Source organism: Pseudogemmobacter bohemicus (assembly GCF_003290025.1).
Lineage (GTDB): Bacteria > Pseudomonadota > Alphaproteobacteria > Rhodobacterales > Rhodobacteraceae > Pseudogemmobacter > Pseudogemmobacter bohemicus.
Window position 1 is genome coordinate 727,419 of record NZ_QNHG01000003.1, and the last position, 13,443, is coordinate 740,861.

Sequence of the window (13,443 nt, forward strand, 5' to 3'; positions counted from 1 at the left end):
GCCAGGATCACCTCTGTGGGTTTGAACCACAGGCATATGGAGAAATGCGATGAACCTGATCGCTCAGATCGAGGCGGAGCAGATTGCCGCCCTCGACAAGAAGATCCCTGACTTCAAAGCCGGCGACACCGTGCGCGTTGGCTATAAAGTGACCGAGGGCACCCGCACCCGTGTGCAGGCCTATGAAGGCGTCTGCATCGGCCGCAAAGGCGGCGCGACCCTCGCAGCCTCGTTCACCATCCGCAAGATTTCCTTCGGCGAAGGCGTGGAGCGTGTGTTCCCGCTCTACTCGACCAATATCGATTCGATCGAAGTGGTCCGCCGTGGTAAAGTCCGTCGCGCCAAGCTGTACTACCTGCGTGCGCGTCGCGGCAAATCGGCCCGTATCGCCGAAGACAGCACCTATAAAGCCAAATCGGAATAAGGAGAGCCGAGATGAAAGAGGGCATTCACCCCGAATATCACTTCATCGAAGTGAAAATGACCGACGGCTCGACCTATCAGACCCGTTCGACCTGGGGCAAGGAGGGCGACACCATGTCGCTCGACATCGACCCGCTGGCGCATCCGGCCTGGACCGGCCAGTCGGCCAAGCTGATGGATACCGGCGGCCGCGTTTCGAAGTTCAAAAACAAATATGCCGGCCTTGGTTTCTGAGCGCAGGCAATTGTTTCAGGGGCGTCTCTTCGGAGGCGCCCTTTTTCTTTGCGCGGGTCTTACCCTGGCGCCGTCACCGGCCGCTGCGGACCCGGTGGAGGATCTGTTCCGGCAGCTCCCGGGCCGTTTCGGACCTATCTGGAGCGATCAGACCAGTTGCACCGTTAACCCCCAACGCATCACCTTTTCCGAAGACAGGACGGAGGCGATGTTCCTCCTGTCCGCTTCGGGGACGAATGACCGGAGCGAAACGGTGATCGAGGGCAGATATGCGGTGCGGGGGTCCTGCCAGACGGCCTCGTCCTCGCGCCGGAAGGCGAGCAGCGCCTGACGGGCCAGGGGGAGGCGGTTGCCCCTATCCCGCGCCCGGCGGTCCGTATCGGGGGATAGTGTCGGGGGATAGTGTCGGGCCGGACCGACGGGCCTGCCGATTGCTGCAGGACCTGGCATCGGCGCTGCGTCTCCAATGCGCCAGGGGCTGATTGTGGTTAAAAAGGGCTTTCCCTTTCGGCCACTCCTTGCCAATAGAAGGATGAAGTTTTCGGGGGGTAGCCACTGCCATGGCGCATATTATCGTCGTTGGGAATGAAAAGGGCGGGTCGGGAAAATCGACCACCTCGATGCATGTCGCGACGGCTTTGGCCCGTATGGGGCACCGGGTGGGGGCGCTGGATCTTGACCTGCGCCAGCGCAGCTTTGGCCGTTATGTCGAGAACCGCCGGGTCTTCCTTGCGAAATCCGGGCTGGACCTGCCCTCGCCGGATTACCGTGAATTGCCCGAGGTCGATGAGGCCAGCCTTGCCGAAGGCGAGAACCCGTTTGACCAGCGTCTGACCGCCGCAGTCTCGGCGCTGGACCCCGTCAAGGATTTCATCGTCATCGACTGCCCCGGCAGCCATACCAGGCTGAGCCAGGTGGCGCATTCGCTGGCCGATACGCTGATCACGCCGCTGAACGATTCCTTTGTGGATTTCGACCTGCTGGCCCGGATCGACCCCGAGACGGGCAAGGTCAAGGGACCCTCGATCTATGCCGAGATGGTCTGGGGGGCCCGGCAATTGCGCGCCCAGGCCGGGCTTAAGCCGATCGACTGGATCGTGCTTCGTAACCGACTGGGTGCCCAGGCGATGCATAACAAGAAGAAGGTCGGCGCCGCGCTTGAGGATCTGTCGCGCCGCATCGGCTTTCGTGTGGCGCCCGGTTTCTCCGAACGCGTGATCTTTCGCGAGCTTTTCCCGCGCGGGCTGACGCTGCTGGATCTGAAAGATACCGGGGTCGAGCAGATGAACCTGTCGAATGTGGCCGCGCGGCAAGAGCTGCGCGACCTGATCACCGCGCTCAGGCTTCCGGCTGTGCAGCCTGCGTTCTGAACAGAACCGCGCGCGAAACCGTCACCTGGCGCACCGCGTCAAGCTTTTGCAGGCGCGCATCGAAGGCGGCATCCACATCGGGCTGAGCGTCGCGTTTCGTGGTCAGGCTCCGCAGAAATTCCAGTGCCTTGGTCATCGGGGCGTTCCTTCTGTTCCTGGCCCGCTGCCTGCCTTCCGGCTGGCGGTGGGCCCTTTCGTTTTCCTGAGACCAGGATCGCCCTGAACCGGGGCAGGTTTGTGGCAGCCCCCGGTTGAAACAGGGGCTATGGCCGCCGCCCCTTGGACAGACTGTTTCCGCTGCCGGAAGAATCGCAGGGCGCGGCGGGCCGTTCCGGCGGAGGATTTTCTGCAACCTCAGGGGCTTGGCGGCGCCGGGCGGATGCGGCAGAAATCTGAACAGGATGGCCGGCAACACGGACCGGTCACGAGGGGAGCTGGCGATGGGCAATACTTTGTATGACGCGTTGTTCGCACCGCTTTCCGGGGCGTCGCGGGGGCTGATCCGGCTGGCGGATGGGCGAAACATCACGGCGGGCGCCTTTCACGACATGCTGGCGCGCGCGGCGAATGCGCTGCTTTCGCTGGGGGTGGGGCCTGGCGACCGGGTGGCGGTGCAGATCGCAAAGACGCCCGAGGCGCTGGCGGTCTATGCCGGAGCAGTGGCGGCGGGCGCGGTCTTCCTGCCGCTCAACACCGCCTATGCGCCGGAAGAGATCGGCTATTTCCTCGGCGATGCCCGTCCGGCGGTGTTTCTTTGCGATCCGGCGGATGAGGCCGCGCTGGCGCCGCTGGCAGAGGCGGCGGGCGCGCGGATCCTGACGCTTGACGCCTCGGGCGGGGGGAGCTTTGCCGCTCTGATGGCTGAGGCATCTGTCGATTTGGCGCCGGTTCCCCGCCGTACCGGCGATCTGGCGGCGATTCTCTATACATCGGGCACGACGGGGCGCTCAAAAGGGGCGATGCTCAGCCACGGCAATCTCTTGTCCAATGCCGAGGTCCTGACAGAGCTGTGGCGCTTTACGCCCCAGGATGTGCTGCTGCATGCGCTGCCGGTCTTCCACACCCATGGGCTTTTCGTTGCGACCAATGTGGTGCTGGCGGCGGGGGCGCAGATGATCTTTCTGCCGGGCTTCGATCCCGAGGCGATGCTGCGGCTGATGCCGCAGGCGACGACGCTGATGGGGGTGCCGACCTTTTACACGCGTCTCCTTGGCGATCCGCGGTTCACGCGCGATCTCGTGGCGCATATGCGGCTCTTCATCTCCGGCTCGGCGCCGCTGCTGGAAGAGACGCATCGGGACTTCGAGACCCGCACCGGCCAGCGCATTCTCGAACGCTACGGCATGACCGAGACCAATATGTCCACCTCCAACCCCTATAAGGGCGAGCGGCGCGCCGGCACGGTGGGCCTCCCGCTGCCGGGGGTGGAGTTGCGGATCATGGCGGAGGGGGCAGAGGTCGCGCCGGGCGCAGTGGGCGTGATCGAGGTGCGCGGCCCGAATGTGTTCAAGGGCTATTGGCAGATGCCGGAAAAGACCCGCGAGGAGCTGCGCGAGGATGGCTGGTTCATCACCGGCGATCTCGCGACCCGTGACGCCGGGGGCTATGTGCGGATCGTTGGCCGCGCGAAGGATCTGGTGATCACCGGTGGCTTCAATGTCTATCCGAAAGAACTTGAACTGCTGCTTGACGAGGCACCCGGCGTGCTGGAAAGCGCGGTGATCGGTCTGCCGCATCCTGATTTCGGCGAGGCAGTCTTTGCCGTTCTCGCACGCCGCCCCGGGGCACAGCCGGATACCGCCACTGTTCTGGCCGGGCTCGCCGGCCGCGTGGCCAGGTTCAAACAGCCGAAAGCGGCGGTGGTGGTCGATGATCTGCCGCGAAACACCATGGGCAAGGTGCAAAAGAACCTGCTGCGCGACCGCTATAAAGACTGGTTCCGCGCCTGACCGGCGGGGCACGGGGCGGCCCTCTTCTGTGTCTTTGCTCCTCGTTCCTCATCTGGTGAAACGCAGCGGTTCACCTGCCGGGCTGTGCGGATCTCTTCATATGGCTCAGCGCCTTCGCTGCCCTGAGCCCCCGCGCCGGATCACGGGCCTGGGCGAGGCCGGTTCGGGGCAACTGAAGCGCGCCCAGGCAGCCCTTCCCTGCGTGATGGTCCATTTCTGAGAAGGAATCACAGCGGCACCCCCCCGGGGTCAGGCCTCAAGGGTCAGAGGAAAGCCGTCTTCATCTGTCCTTAAATATCCCCGCCGGAGGCTTCCTCCGCAGCCAGCCGCGACGGCGTATCCTCAGAGAGCTCGCGTTCCAGAAAACGCTCGAACTGGTCAAGATCGACCGGCTCGAACTGTCCGAAAGCCTGCATCCAGACCGAGGCCGCCCGCAACGCATCGGGCTCCAGTTTGCACCAGATCACCCTTCCGCGCCGTTCCCGCGAGATCAGCCCGGCATCCGCCAGCACGCCGAGATGTTTCGACACTGCGGCAAGGCTCATCTCGAACGGATGGGCCACATCGGTCACTGCCATGTCATCCTCCAGCAACATTGCAAGGATCGCGCGCCGCGTCGGATCGGCGAGGGCGGCGAAAACGAGGTCCAGCTGGGCAGAGGCGGAAAGCATGACGCAGTATCGCGGGCGGGCGGGCCAGACGCAACCGGGGATAATCAACCATATCGTTGAATATCAAAGCGGGGCGGAACCGGCCTCTCCCGCTGTAAGGGCAGTGGAAGAAAGATTGGATGAAAGCCATGTAATGCAGTAATTTCAAGGCATTGCGACAGGATGCTTCCCGTTCACGCAAGGTTGACTCATTCCTCCCTCCCGCATAGAACGCTGGCAAATGTCATGGGGTGGCGAAATGGCTTCGGAACCCGATCCCGACAGGCTCAGGGCGCTGGAAAAGCGGCTGGAAACCTTGCGGGACAAGCCGAAGACAAACAAGACCTCGGTGGCGAAGGGCCTCTCGCATGGCGAGCTTGCCTGGAGGATGGTGATCGAGCTGGCGACCGGCATTGTGGTCGGAACAGCGATCGGTTACGGGCTGGACCGGTTGTTCGGGACGCTGCCCTTCCTCCTGGTGATCTTTTCGCTGTTAGGGTTCGCCGCGGGGGTGCGCACCATGATGGGCACCGCGCGCGAAGTGGCCGAAAAACGCGCGGCCGAGGCCGCAAGAGATGACAAGGCGGCAAGGGCAGGGCCCGGCGCCGCATCGGACGAAGGGAACTGAATCGTGGCGGCAGAAAGCACGGCTGAAGGCGGAAGCGGTTTTTCGATCTATCCGATGGATCAGTTCATCGTTAAGCCGCTGTCGGGCGATGGCCCGGTCCATTGGTACACGCCGACCAATGTGACGCTCTGGATGGGCATCGCGCTGCTGTGCATCTTCGCATTGTTCGTGCTGGCGACCCGTCATCGCGGCATCATCCCGACCCGCCTGCAATCGGTTGCCGAAGTCTTTTACGGCTTCATCCACAATATGGTCGAGGAGGTCGCCGGCCATGACGGGGTGAAATATTTCCCCTATGTGATGACGCTTTTCCTCTTCATCCTGCTCTCGAATCTTCTTGGCCTCCTGCCGATGAGCTTCACCACCACCTCGCATGTCGCAGTGACCGCGACGCTTGCGCTCCTCGTGTTCTTCGGCGTCACGCTGATCGGGATTGCGCGCAAGGGTCTGGGCTTCTTCTCGATGTTCTGGGTCTCCTCAGCGCCGCTTGCGCTGCGTCCGGTTCTGGCCGTGATCGAGATCATCTCCTACATCATGCGCCCGGTCTCCCATTCGATCCGTCTTGCCGGCAACCTGCTGGCCGGTCACGCCGTTCTTAAAGTTTTCGCGGGCTTTGCCTCGATGGCGATCATCTCGCCGCTCGCGATCGCAGGTGCCGTCGGCATCTACGCGCTCGAGGTGCTCGTGGCCTTTGTTCAGGCCTATGTCTTCACCATTCTGACCTGCGTCTATCTGAAAGACGCGGTGGGCGACGCCCACCACTAACCCGGTCAGTTCTCAATCTCAGCCAATCCAACTACAGGAGTATTCGACCATGGAAGGCGAAATCGCAGCTCTCGGCAAATATATCGGCGCTGGCCTCGCGGCTTTCGGTCTCGGCGGTGCTGGTATCGGTGTGGGTAACATCGTCGGCAACTTCCTTGCTGGCGCTCTGCGCAACCCCTCGGCCGCTCCGGGCCAGACCGCCAACCTCTTCGTTGGTATCGCTTTCGCAGAAGCACTCGGGATCTTCTCGTTCCTGATCGCCCTCTTGCTGATGTTCGCAGTCTGATCCTGCTTCTGACGTAAAAGTGGGAAGCGGCGCGGGTCGGAGACGGCTGGCGCCCTTCCTGTTCAGAAGGGATCGACGGAGAACGACATGGCAAGCGAACCATATCTCGAAGAGGCCGCTGGCACCTGCGTCAACGCTAATGGCGGCGCGATCGGTATGCCGCAGCTTTGCACCGACTGGATGCCGAACCAGATCTTCTGGCTCGCGGTGGCCCTGGTGGTGCTGTTCGTGATCCTCTCGCGCGTTGCCCTGCCGCGTATCGGCGCGGTGCTGGCAGAGCGCAAGGGAACGATCACCAATGATCTCGCCGCTGCCGAAGAGCTGAAGCTCAAGGCGGTTGAGGCAGAGAAAGCCTATAACGAAGCGCTCGCCACCGCCCGCGCCGAGGCTGCGAAGATCGTCGCGGCGGCAAAGGCCGATATCCAGAAAGACCTGGATGTGGCAACGGCCAAGGCCGATGCGGAGATTTCCGCGCGGGCAACGGAATCCGAGGCGAAAATCGCCGAGATTCGCGCCGGTGCTGAAGAGGCGGTGCAGACCGTCGCGAAAGACACCGCAAAGGAACTGGTCGCAGCACTTGGCGGCTCTGCCGATGCGCGATCGGTGACGGCGGCGATCAATGCAAGGCTGAAAGGGTAAGGCGATGAAAAAACTTCTCATCTCTGCCGCAGCCCTCGTGAGCGCCACGCCTGCCATGGCGGCTTCGGGCCCGTTCTTCTCGCTGAAGAATACCGACTTCATCGTGCTGATCGCCTTCCTGATCTTCGTCGGCATCCTGTTCTATGCAGGTGTGCCGGGGATGCTGGGGCGGCTGCTCGACAAGCGGGCGGCTGGCATCAAGGCCGAACTCGACGAGGCGCGTGCGCTTCGCGAAGAGGCCAAGTCGATCCTCGCTTCCTACGAGCGCAAGCAAAAGGAAGTGATCGAGCAATCCGACCGCATCGTGGCTTCGGCCAGGGATGAGGCGCGGGCCGCTGCCGACAGGGCGCGGGCGGATCTGAAGATCGCCATCGACCGCCGGGTGAAGGCCGCCGAAGAGCAGATCGCTCTGGCCGAGCAAACCGCCGTGCGTCAGGTGCGTGAGCGCGCCGTCGCTGTGGCGGTTGCCGCTGCGGGCGACCTGCTGGCGAAGAACAGCTCTGAGGAATGGGCGGCGGCGTCGATTGATGACGCGATTGCCCAGGTCGATGCAAAACTGCACTGACCGGTCAGACATGACAGAAAAGACCCCGGAGCGATCCGGGGCTTTTTCGTTTTTGCGGCCTGCGAGTGTGTGCTCAGCCAGTGTATGTGCAGCCGTCAGCGCAGCCTGGGGATCGCCGGTTCCGCCGGACCGAGTGCGGCGCGGGCAAAGGCCTGGATCTTTGCCGGGTCCTTGATCCCCGGCGCGCTTTCCACGCCCGAGGACACATCCACCTGGCGCGCATTGGTCAGCCGGATCGCCTCGGCGACATTGTCGGGGCTCAGCCCGCCGGCCAGCATCCAGGGCTTCAGCCAGCGCCTCTGTGCCACCAGCCGCCAGTCGAAACTCAGCCCATTGCCACCGGGCAGGGGGGCACCCTTTGGCGGTTTGGCGTCGATCAGCAACTGATCGGCCACCAGCGCGTAATCCATCAGCGGCGCCAGATCGCCCTCATCGGCAACCCCCACCGCCTTCATCACCGGCAGGCCGAATCGCGCCCTGATCCCGGCCACCCGCTCAGGGCTTTCATGGCCGTGGAGCTGCAGCATATCCAGGGGCACCCCGGCCACAATGCTGTCGAGAGTCGCATCATCGGCATCGACCACCAAAGCGGTCTTGCACAGGCCCTCAGGCGCGCTCAGCGCAGCCTCACGCGCCTCGGTCAGCGAGACATGGCGCGGTGATTTGGGAAAGAAGACAAAGCCCACATAAGCGGCCCCTGCAGCCGCAGCGGCGGCCACGCCGGCGGCATCGCGCAGGCCGCAGATCTTCACACGGATCGGAGAGCTCACTTCCGGCCACCCTCGGCCAGGATCGCCAGCACCTCATCCTGCGGTGGCAGCGAATTGCTGTCCTTCAGCACGGCGATTTCCTTTTCCAGCCGTGCCACGGTTTTGGTCTGCTGCTTTGCCGCCTGGCGCAGCCGCATCTCGCGCAGCCATTCCCAGACAAAGCCGACAAGGATGCCGATTGCCACCGAGCCGAGGATCACCACGAAAAGCGGAACCGACCAGCCGGAGCTGATCCCCAGCATCGAGCCGATCCCTTCGGGCAACAGCCGCAGATCCACCGCGCCACGATTGGCCAGAGCCAGCGTCAGCAGGATGATCCCGGTAATACAGATAAAGAGGAAGCGCAGGTAACGCAGCATGGTACGCCAATCCGTCCGTTCAAGCCCGGGCAAACCAGTCGCCCCTTCAGGGGGAATATCGGCCCTAAGCCGGCGCTGTTCAACCCGGCTTCGCGCCGATCAGCGACCGTTCAGCCGGTCACGCAGCAATTTGCCGGTTTTGAAGAAGGGCACGCGCTTGTCCTCGACATCGACGGCCTCGCCGGTGCGGGGGTTACGGCCGGTGCGGGCATCCCGCTCCTTGACCGAAAATGCGCCAAAGCCGCGCAATTCGACCCGGTCACCGCGCGACAGCGCCTCGATGATTTCCTCGAAGACCGTGTTCACGATGCGCTCGACATGGCGTTGGGTCAGATGCGGGTTCTCGTCTGCGATCTTCTGGATCAGTTCCGAGCGGATCATCCGGTCTCTCCCCTTCGCGACCTTGTTTTCATCCCGATTACGCGGCAGCGGCATTCGGGCTTTTCTGCGCTCATAAAAGCAGAAAATGGCGACGAGGCAAATGAAAACAAGCACCTGGCCGCCTGGAGAGGGCGAGTCTTATGCGTCATAGGGGGAAGGCGGGCCGCGCAACGGGAAGATTTGGGCGGAATTCCACCAGTGGAACCATCCGGCGGCGAATCGGTCACCGGGGCCGGACGACGGCACAGGCCGGAAAAGGAAAAAGGCCGGGCAAAAAATGCCCGGCCTTTTCATCGGTTTCGCGCCTGTCACGTTCCCGGCTGTCACGCCTGGGCGACGGGCAGATCCGCTCAGCGGTCGCCCTTCAGCGCGGCGCCGAGGATGTCGCCGAGCGAAGCGCCCGAATCCGAGGAACCGTATTGCTGAACAGCTTCCTGCTCTTCGGCGATTTCGCGCGCCTTGATCGACAGACCCAGCTTGCGGGTCTTCGAGTCCACATTGGTCACGCGCACATCGACCTTGTCACCGACATTGAAACGCTCGGGGCGCTGGTCGGCACGGTCACGGGCGAGATCCGAACGACGGATGAAGTTCTTCATGCCGTTGTAATCGACCTCGACGCCGCCTTCTTCGATGGCGGTGATGGTCACGGTGATGATCGAGCCACGCTTCACGCCGTCAACAGCTTCGGAGAAGGTGTCTTCGCCGAGAGCCTTGATCGAGAGCGAGATACGCTCTTTGTCGATATCGACTTCCGAGACAGCCGCCTTGACGATGTCGCCCTTGCGGTATTCCTGGATGGCCTCTTCGCCGCGCTTGTCCCAGGACAGGTCGGAGAGGTGAACCATGCCGTCGATGTCGTTGTCGAGGCCAACGAACAGACCGAATTCGGTGATGTTCTTGACTTCGCCTTCGATGGTCGAGCCAACCGGATGGGTTTCGGCGAAGACTTCCCACGGATTGCGCATGGTCTGCTTCAGGCCCAGCGAAACGCGACGCTTGGCGCTGTCGATTTCCAGCACCATGACCTCAACCTCTTGCGAGGTGGAGACGATCTTGCCGGGGTGCACGTTCTTTTTGGTCCAGGACATTTCCGAGACGTGAACGAGGCCCTCGACACCGGCTTCCAGCTCAACAAAGGCGCCGTAATCGGTGATGTTGGTGACGCGGCCTTTATGGACCGACGAGATCGGATAGGCTTTTTCCACCGCATCCCACGGATCGTTCTGGAGCTGTTTCATGCCCAGGCTGATACGGTGGGTTTCTTTGTTGATCTTGATGACCTGGACCTTGATTGTCTCGCCGATCGACAGGATCTCGGACGGGTGGTTGACGCGGCGCCATGCCATGTCGGTGACGTGCAGCAGGCCGTCAACGCCGCCGAGGTCAACGAAGGCACCATATTCGGTGATGTTCTTGACCACGCCGTCCACAACCTGACCTTCGTGCAGGTTGCCGATGACTTCTGCGCGCTGCTCGGCGCGGCTCTCTTCGAGGATCGCACGGCGCGACACCACGATATTGCCACGACGGCGATCCATTTTCAGGATCTGGAACGGCTGTTTCATACCCATCAGCGGGCCAGCGTCGCGCACCGGGCGCACGTCAACCTGCGAACCCGGAAGGAAGGCAACAGCGCCGCCCAGATCCACGGTGAAGCCGCCTTTGACGCGGCCGAAGATCGCGCCTTCGACGCGGATCTCGTCAGCATAGGCTTTCTCAAGACGATCCCAGGCCTCTTCGCGGCGGGCTTTCTCGCGCGAGATGACAGCTTCGCCACGGGCATTCTCGACGCGGTCCAGATAGACCTCGACGGTGTCGCCCACATTGATCGACGGAGCTTCGCCGGGATTTGCGAATTCTTTCAGATCGACGCGGCCTTCCATCTTGTAGCCGACATCGATGATGGCCTGGCCCGCTTCGATCGCGATGACCTTGCCTTTGACGACAGTACCCTCGTCGGGGGTGTCAATTTCAAAGCTTTCTGCAAGCAGGGCTTCGAATTCGTCCATAGCGTTTTTAGCGCACATATGAGGTGTTTTCCTTTTGATGGTTTTCTGGCCATGCGGTTGGCTCCGCCGGTCTTTGGTGGTCCCGGGAAGAAAAACGCAGCAGTCCGGATTAAACCGGGACGATTGCGACTCTCTCGGGATGCGGCCCTATAGCGGGAAAGCGGAGCAGGGGCAAGGAAAAGCGCCCCCGGGCATCGCCGGAACCCGGCATTATATGCGGGTTTTGGCCGGTCAGCGCAGGCCGATCAGCGAAAACGCCGCCCACCAGGAGGGGTCGGCGCGCGGGCCGCCCTTGTTGAGGGTTTCCAGCATGGCCTGGCGCAGTGCTTCCGAGGGGTTTTCCACCGCCGGATCGCGCCGCATCATCGCGATGGTGATCTCGATGGCAGCCTGGTTGTTGACCTGCCAATGGGTCGCAAGCACCCTTTGCGCCCCGGCATGCAGGAAGGCTGCGGCAAGGCCGGTGACGCCGTCGCGCTCATAGCTTTCGCTGGCCACGGTCTTGCAGGCCGAAAGGATCACCAGCGCCGCATTCAGCCGCAGGCTGCGGATCTCGCTGTCGCGCAGCGCGCCATCGGGGATGGGATCAAGACTGGCATAGATCCCCGACCCCGGCGGCGGCAGCGTCTGGGGCGGCGGCGCCAGCGCGATCATCCCCGAGACCAGCTGGCTGTGATCGCCGCTGGTCAGGGCATGGGTGGCAAAATGCACCACATCGGCCTCGCGCAGCCTTCCATCCGCCGCAAGATCGTAAAGCGCCGCCTCGCTCGCTTCGGCCCCGGTCAGCACCACCCGGCCCGCCTCGCCGTAAAGCGCGCCGACCTCGCGCACCTCGCGCGCGGCGCCGGGCAAGGGCGTCAGGTCGGGCAACATGCCGGAGAACATCAGATCGGACCAGTTGCGGGCGCCGGTGTCGAAAACCGGGTCGCCAAAGCCGATATAGCGCATCTCGGCCGGGGCGAGCGGCTCTGCAACCGGTTGCAGCAATTGCTCGACCGCCGGCACCACCCGAATGGCGTGATGGCGGATCAGCCAGTCCAGTTCGCGATAGTCACGGGTCTGACCGGGCGGCGAGGCCACCAGGATCGCCCAGGGGAAATGGGCCGCCGCCCCTGCGGGCACGATCACCAGCTGCCTGTCCCGGATCAGCGCCTGAGCCGGCTGCAGCAATTCCCGGTAAAGCACCCAGCCCCGCTCTCCCACCCGCTGCGGCGGTGAGGAAAACAGGTTGTTCAGCGCCACCACGCCGCGCGCATCACTGACCCCGATCTCGGAAAGGATCTCGCCCGCCAGGGCGTCGATCTCGGCCATGGTCAGGCTGGTGACATGCCAGGCGATGTCGGTTTTCGTCACCACGAAGACCAGGTAATAGGGGCCGGCCACGGCGGTCAGCACCAGGGCCTCATCGTCTCCGAGCACCTCCTGGGTGTCGGCAAGCGGCACCGGATAGGGCAGCAGTGTGGTCATAATCTCCGGCCCGACACCCAGCAGCCAGTCCATATCCGCCGCCGTTTCCGCCATGGCCTTGCTCAGCTGCGGGATCTCGACCGCGCGGCGCTCGACCTGGATCGCCTCCATCAGTGCATTTTCTCCGGGCTGGAACAGGCTGCGCAGGCTGCCCATGATCGCGCTGTTGCGCTGTTGCAGTGTCAGCAGCCGCTGGAAGGCCTCGCCGCTGCGGTAATGCCGCACCACGGCCTGGGCGCCGGGGCCGGACATCATCGCCTGCAGCCATTCGAAAAGCGCGGCCTCATAAAGAACGATGTTTTCAGCGACACTGCCGCTGCTATCCCGGCCCGAGGCGACGAAATCCTGCATGCCGCGCAATTCGATCACCGCCCATTGCAGGACATGATCGCGCACGGTCGAGCTGGGGGTGGGGATTTCAAGGATGGGCCCCGAGAAATAGTCGGCAAAGATCTCGGCGGCGGCGATCTGGCGCCGTTCGATTTCGGTTGCCATATCGGCGCGGGCAAGGGTGGCGGCACTGCCGAATGCATAGCGCGATTCGATCAGGCTGTCCGAGAGATATTGCGCGAAAACAAGGCTTTCAGGCCCCGTCGCCGCCAAAGCGGCGGCATCGGTTTCCGCCATGATGCGGGCGGCCTCTTCGATGGAAACCCAGGGGCCGCCACCGGCGGGCATGATCTTGGCCCGGCTGGATTCCAAAAGCGGCGCGAGCAGCGGATCCAGAAAGCCAAAGCGGGGTTGCTCCGGTTTCAGCGACAGCAGGCTGCGGGTGGCAGGCAGCGGGATGCCCGAGCCCGGCAGCAGCGCCGACTGCGGCTCTGCCTCTTCGACGCTCTGCGCCAGGGCTGCCGGGACGAAAGCAGGTGCAGTGATCAGGCTCAGGGCAAGGCAGCAAAGGGCCGCCTGGCGGCAAAGGGGTCTGAACATAAGGCGTCCGGAAAT

General features: G+C 63.3%; 17 protein-coding genes. 10 read left to right on the forward strand and 7 right to left on the reverse strand.

The features are described from left to right. The first annotated feature begins 49 nt into the window (after positions 1 to 49). The 4 genes from rplS to DRF71_RS18485 all read left to right on the forward strand — a co-directional run bounded on the left by rplS (position 50) and on the right by DRF71_RS18485 (position 2,027). Positions 50 to 424, forward strand: a complete 375-nt coding sequence (rplS, locus tag DRF71_RS18470) for a 50S ribosomal protein L19 (RefSeq protein ID WP_112311981.1) — start codon at positions 50 to 52, stop codon at positions 422 to 424. A gap of 11 nt (positions 425 to 435) precedes the next feature. Then, positions 436 to 657 (forward strand): 50S ribosomal protein L31, encoded by a 222-nt coding sequence (gene rpmE, locus DRF71_RS18475; protein ID WP_092899140.1) that lies wholly within the window; start codon positions 436 to 438, stop codon positions 655 to 657. Between the two features lie 208 nt (positions 658 to 865). Then, positions 866 to 988, forward strand: a complete 123-nt coding sequence (locus tag DRF71_RS29070) for a hypothetical protein (RefSeq protein ID WP_269814382.1) — start codon at positions 866 to 868, stop codon at positions 986 to 988. 229 nt (positions 989 to 1,217) lie between these two features. Continuing rightward, positions 1,218 to 2,027, forward strand: coding sequence for a division plane positioning ATPase MipZ (locus DRF71_RS18485; protein ID WP_112311983.1), 810 nt, complete (start codon positions 1,218 to 1,220; stop codon positions 2,025 to 2,027). On the opposite strand, the gene DRF71_RS27545 is transcribed toward DRF71_RS18485, so the two are convergent. After that, entirely contained in the window at positions 1,996 to 2,163 is a 168-nt protein-coding gene (locus DRF71_RS27545; RefSeq protein ID WP_157971151.1) for a hypothetical protein, read from the reverse strand. The genes DRF71_RS18485 and DRF71_RS27545 overlap by 32 nt on opposite strands. Before the next feature lie 304 nt (positions 2,164 to 2,467). Here DRF71_RS27545 and DRF71_RS18490 point away from each other — a divergent pair, with 304 nt between their 5' ends. After that, a complete protein-coding gene (locus tag DRF71_RS18490) occupies positions 2,468 to 3,976 on the forward strand; it encodes a malonate--CoA ligase (RefSeq protein WP_112312160.1) in 1,509 nt (502 codons plus the stop codon). Positions 3,977 to 4,266: 290 nt separating this feature from the next. Here the strand turns inward: DRF71_RS18490 and DRF71_RS18495 are convergent, their stop codons facing one another. Continuing rightward, positions 4,267 to 4,647 carry an ArsR/SmtB family transcription factor gene (locus tag DRF71_RS18495; RefSeq protein ID WP_112311984.1) on the reverse strand — a complete coding sequence of 127 codons (381 nt, stop codon included), beginning with the start codon at positions 4,645 to 4,647 and terminating at the stop codon, positions 4,267 to 4,269. 238 nt (positions 4,648 to 4,885) lie between these two features. Between DRF71_RS18495 and DRF71_RS18500 the strand changes: the two genes are divergently transcribed. From DRF71_RS18500 to DRF71_RS18520, 5 genes are all read left to right on the forward strand, one after another. Then, a complete protein-coding gene (locus tag DRF71_RS18500; RefSeq protein WP_112311985.1) occupies positions 4,886 to 5,254 on the forward strand; it encodes an AtpZ/AtpI family protein in 369 nt (122 codons plus the stop codon). A gap of 54 nt (positions 5,255 to 5,308) precedes the next feature. Then, a complete protein-coding gene (locus tag DRF71_RS18505) occupies positions 5,309 to 6,019 on the forward strand; it encodes a F0F1 ATP synthase subunit A (RefSeq protein WP_112312161.1) in 711 nt (236 codons plus the stop codon). A 49-nt stretch (positions 6,020 to 6,068) separates the two neighbouring features. Continuing rightward, on the forward strand, positions 6,069 to 6,305 hold the full coding sequence (locus tag DRF71_RS18510; RefSeq protein ID WP_092899130.1) for a F0F1 ATP synthase subunit C: 237 nt from the start codon (positions 6,069 to 6,071) through the stop codon (positions 6,303 to 6,305). 87 nt (positions 6,306 to 6,392) lie between these two features. Then, positions 6,393 to 6,944 carry a F0F1 ATP synthase subunit B' gene (locus tag DRF71_RS18515; RefSeq protein WP_112311986.1) on the forward strand — a complete coding sequence of 184 codons (552 nt, stop codon included), beginning with the start codon at positions 6,393 to 6,395 and terminating at the stop codon, positions 6,942 to 6,944. Positions 6,945 to 6,948: 4 nt separating this feature from the next. Further along, complete coding sequence (locus DRF71_RS18520) at positions 6,949 to 7,509, forward strand: F0F1 ATP synthase subunit B (protein WP_112311987.1); 561 nt, start codon at positions 6,949 to 6,951, stop codon at positions 7,507 to 7,509. A 95-nt stretch (positions 7,510 to 7,604) separates the two neighbouring features. Here DRF71_RS18520 and DRF71_RS18525 read toward each other — a convergent pair whose 3' ends face one another. The 5 genes from DRF71_RS18525 to DRF71_RS18545 all read right to left on the reverse strand — a co-directional run bounded on the left by DRF71_RS18525 (position 7,605) and on the right by DRF71_RS18545 (position 13,428). Then, positions 7,605 to 8,279 (reverse strand): phosphoribosylanthranilate isomerase, encoded by a 675-nt coding sequence (locus tag DRF71_RS18525; RefSeq protein ID WP_112311988.1) that lies wholly within the window; start codon positions 8,277 to 8,279, stop codon positions 7,605 to 7,607. Continuing rightward, entirely contained in the window at positions 8,276 to 8,638 is a 363-nt protein-coding gene (locus tag DRF71_RS18530; protein ID WP_112311989.1) for a lipopolysaccharide assembly protein LapA domain-containing protein, read from the reverse strand. Before DRF71_RS18530 ends, DRF71_RS18525 begins: the two co-directional genes overlap by 4 nt. A gap of 99 nt (positions 8,639 to 8,737) precedes the next feature. Then, entirely contained in the window at positions 8,738 to 9,019 is a 282-nt protein-coding gene (gene ihfB / locus DRF71_RS18535) for an integration host factor subunit beta (protein WP_112312162.1), read from the reverse strand. 350 nt (positions 9,020 to 9,369) lie between these two features. After that, positions 9,370 to 11,049 carry a 30S ribosomal protein S1 gene (gene rpsA, locus DRF71_RS18540; protein ID WP_112311990.1) on the reverse strand — a complete coding sequence of 560 codons (1,680 nt, stop codon included), beginning with the start codon at positions 11,047 to 11,049 and terminating at the stop codon, positions 9,370 to 9,372. Positions 11,050 to 11,262: 213 nt separating this feature from the next. Continuing rightward, positions 11,263 to 13,428: a CHAT domain-containing protein gene (locus DRF71_RS18545; protein ID WP_112311991.1), complete on the reverse strand. Its 2,166-nt coding sequence runs from the start codon at positions 13,426 to 13,428 to the stop codon at positions 11,263 to 11,265. Positions 13,429 to 13,443: the final 15 nt, after the last annotated feature.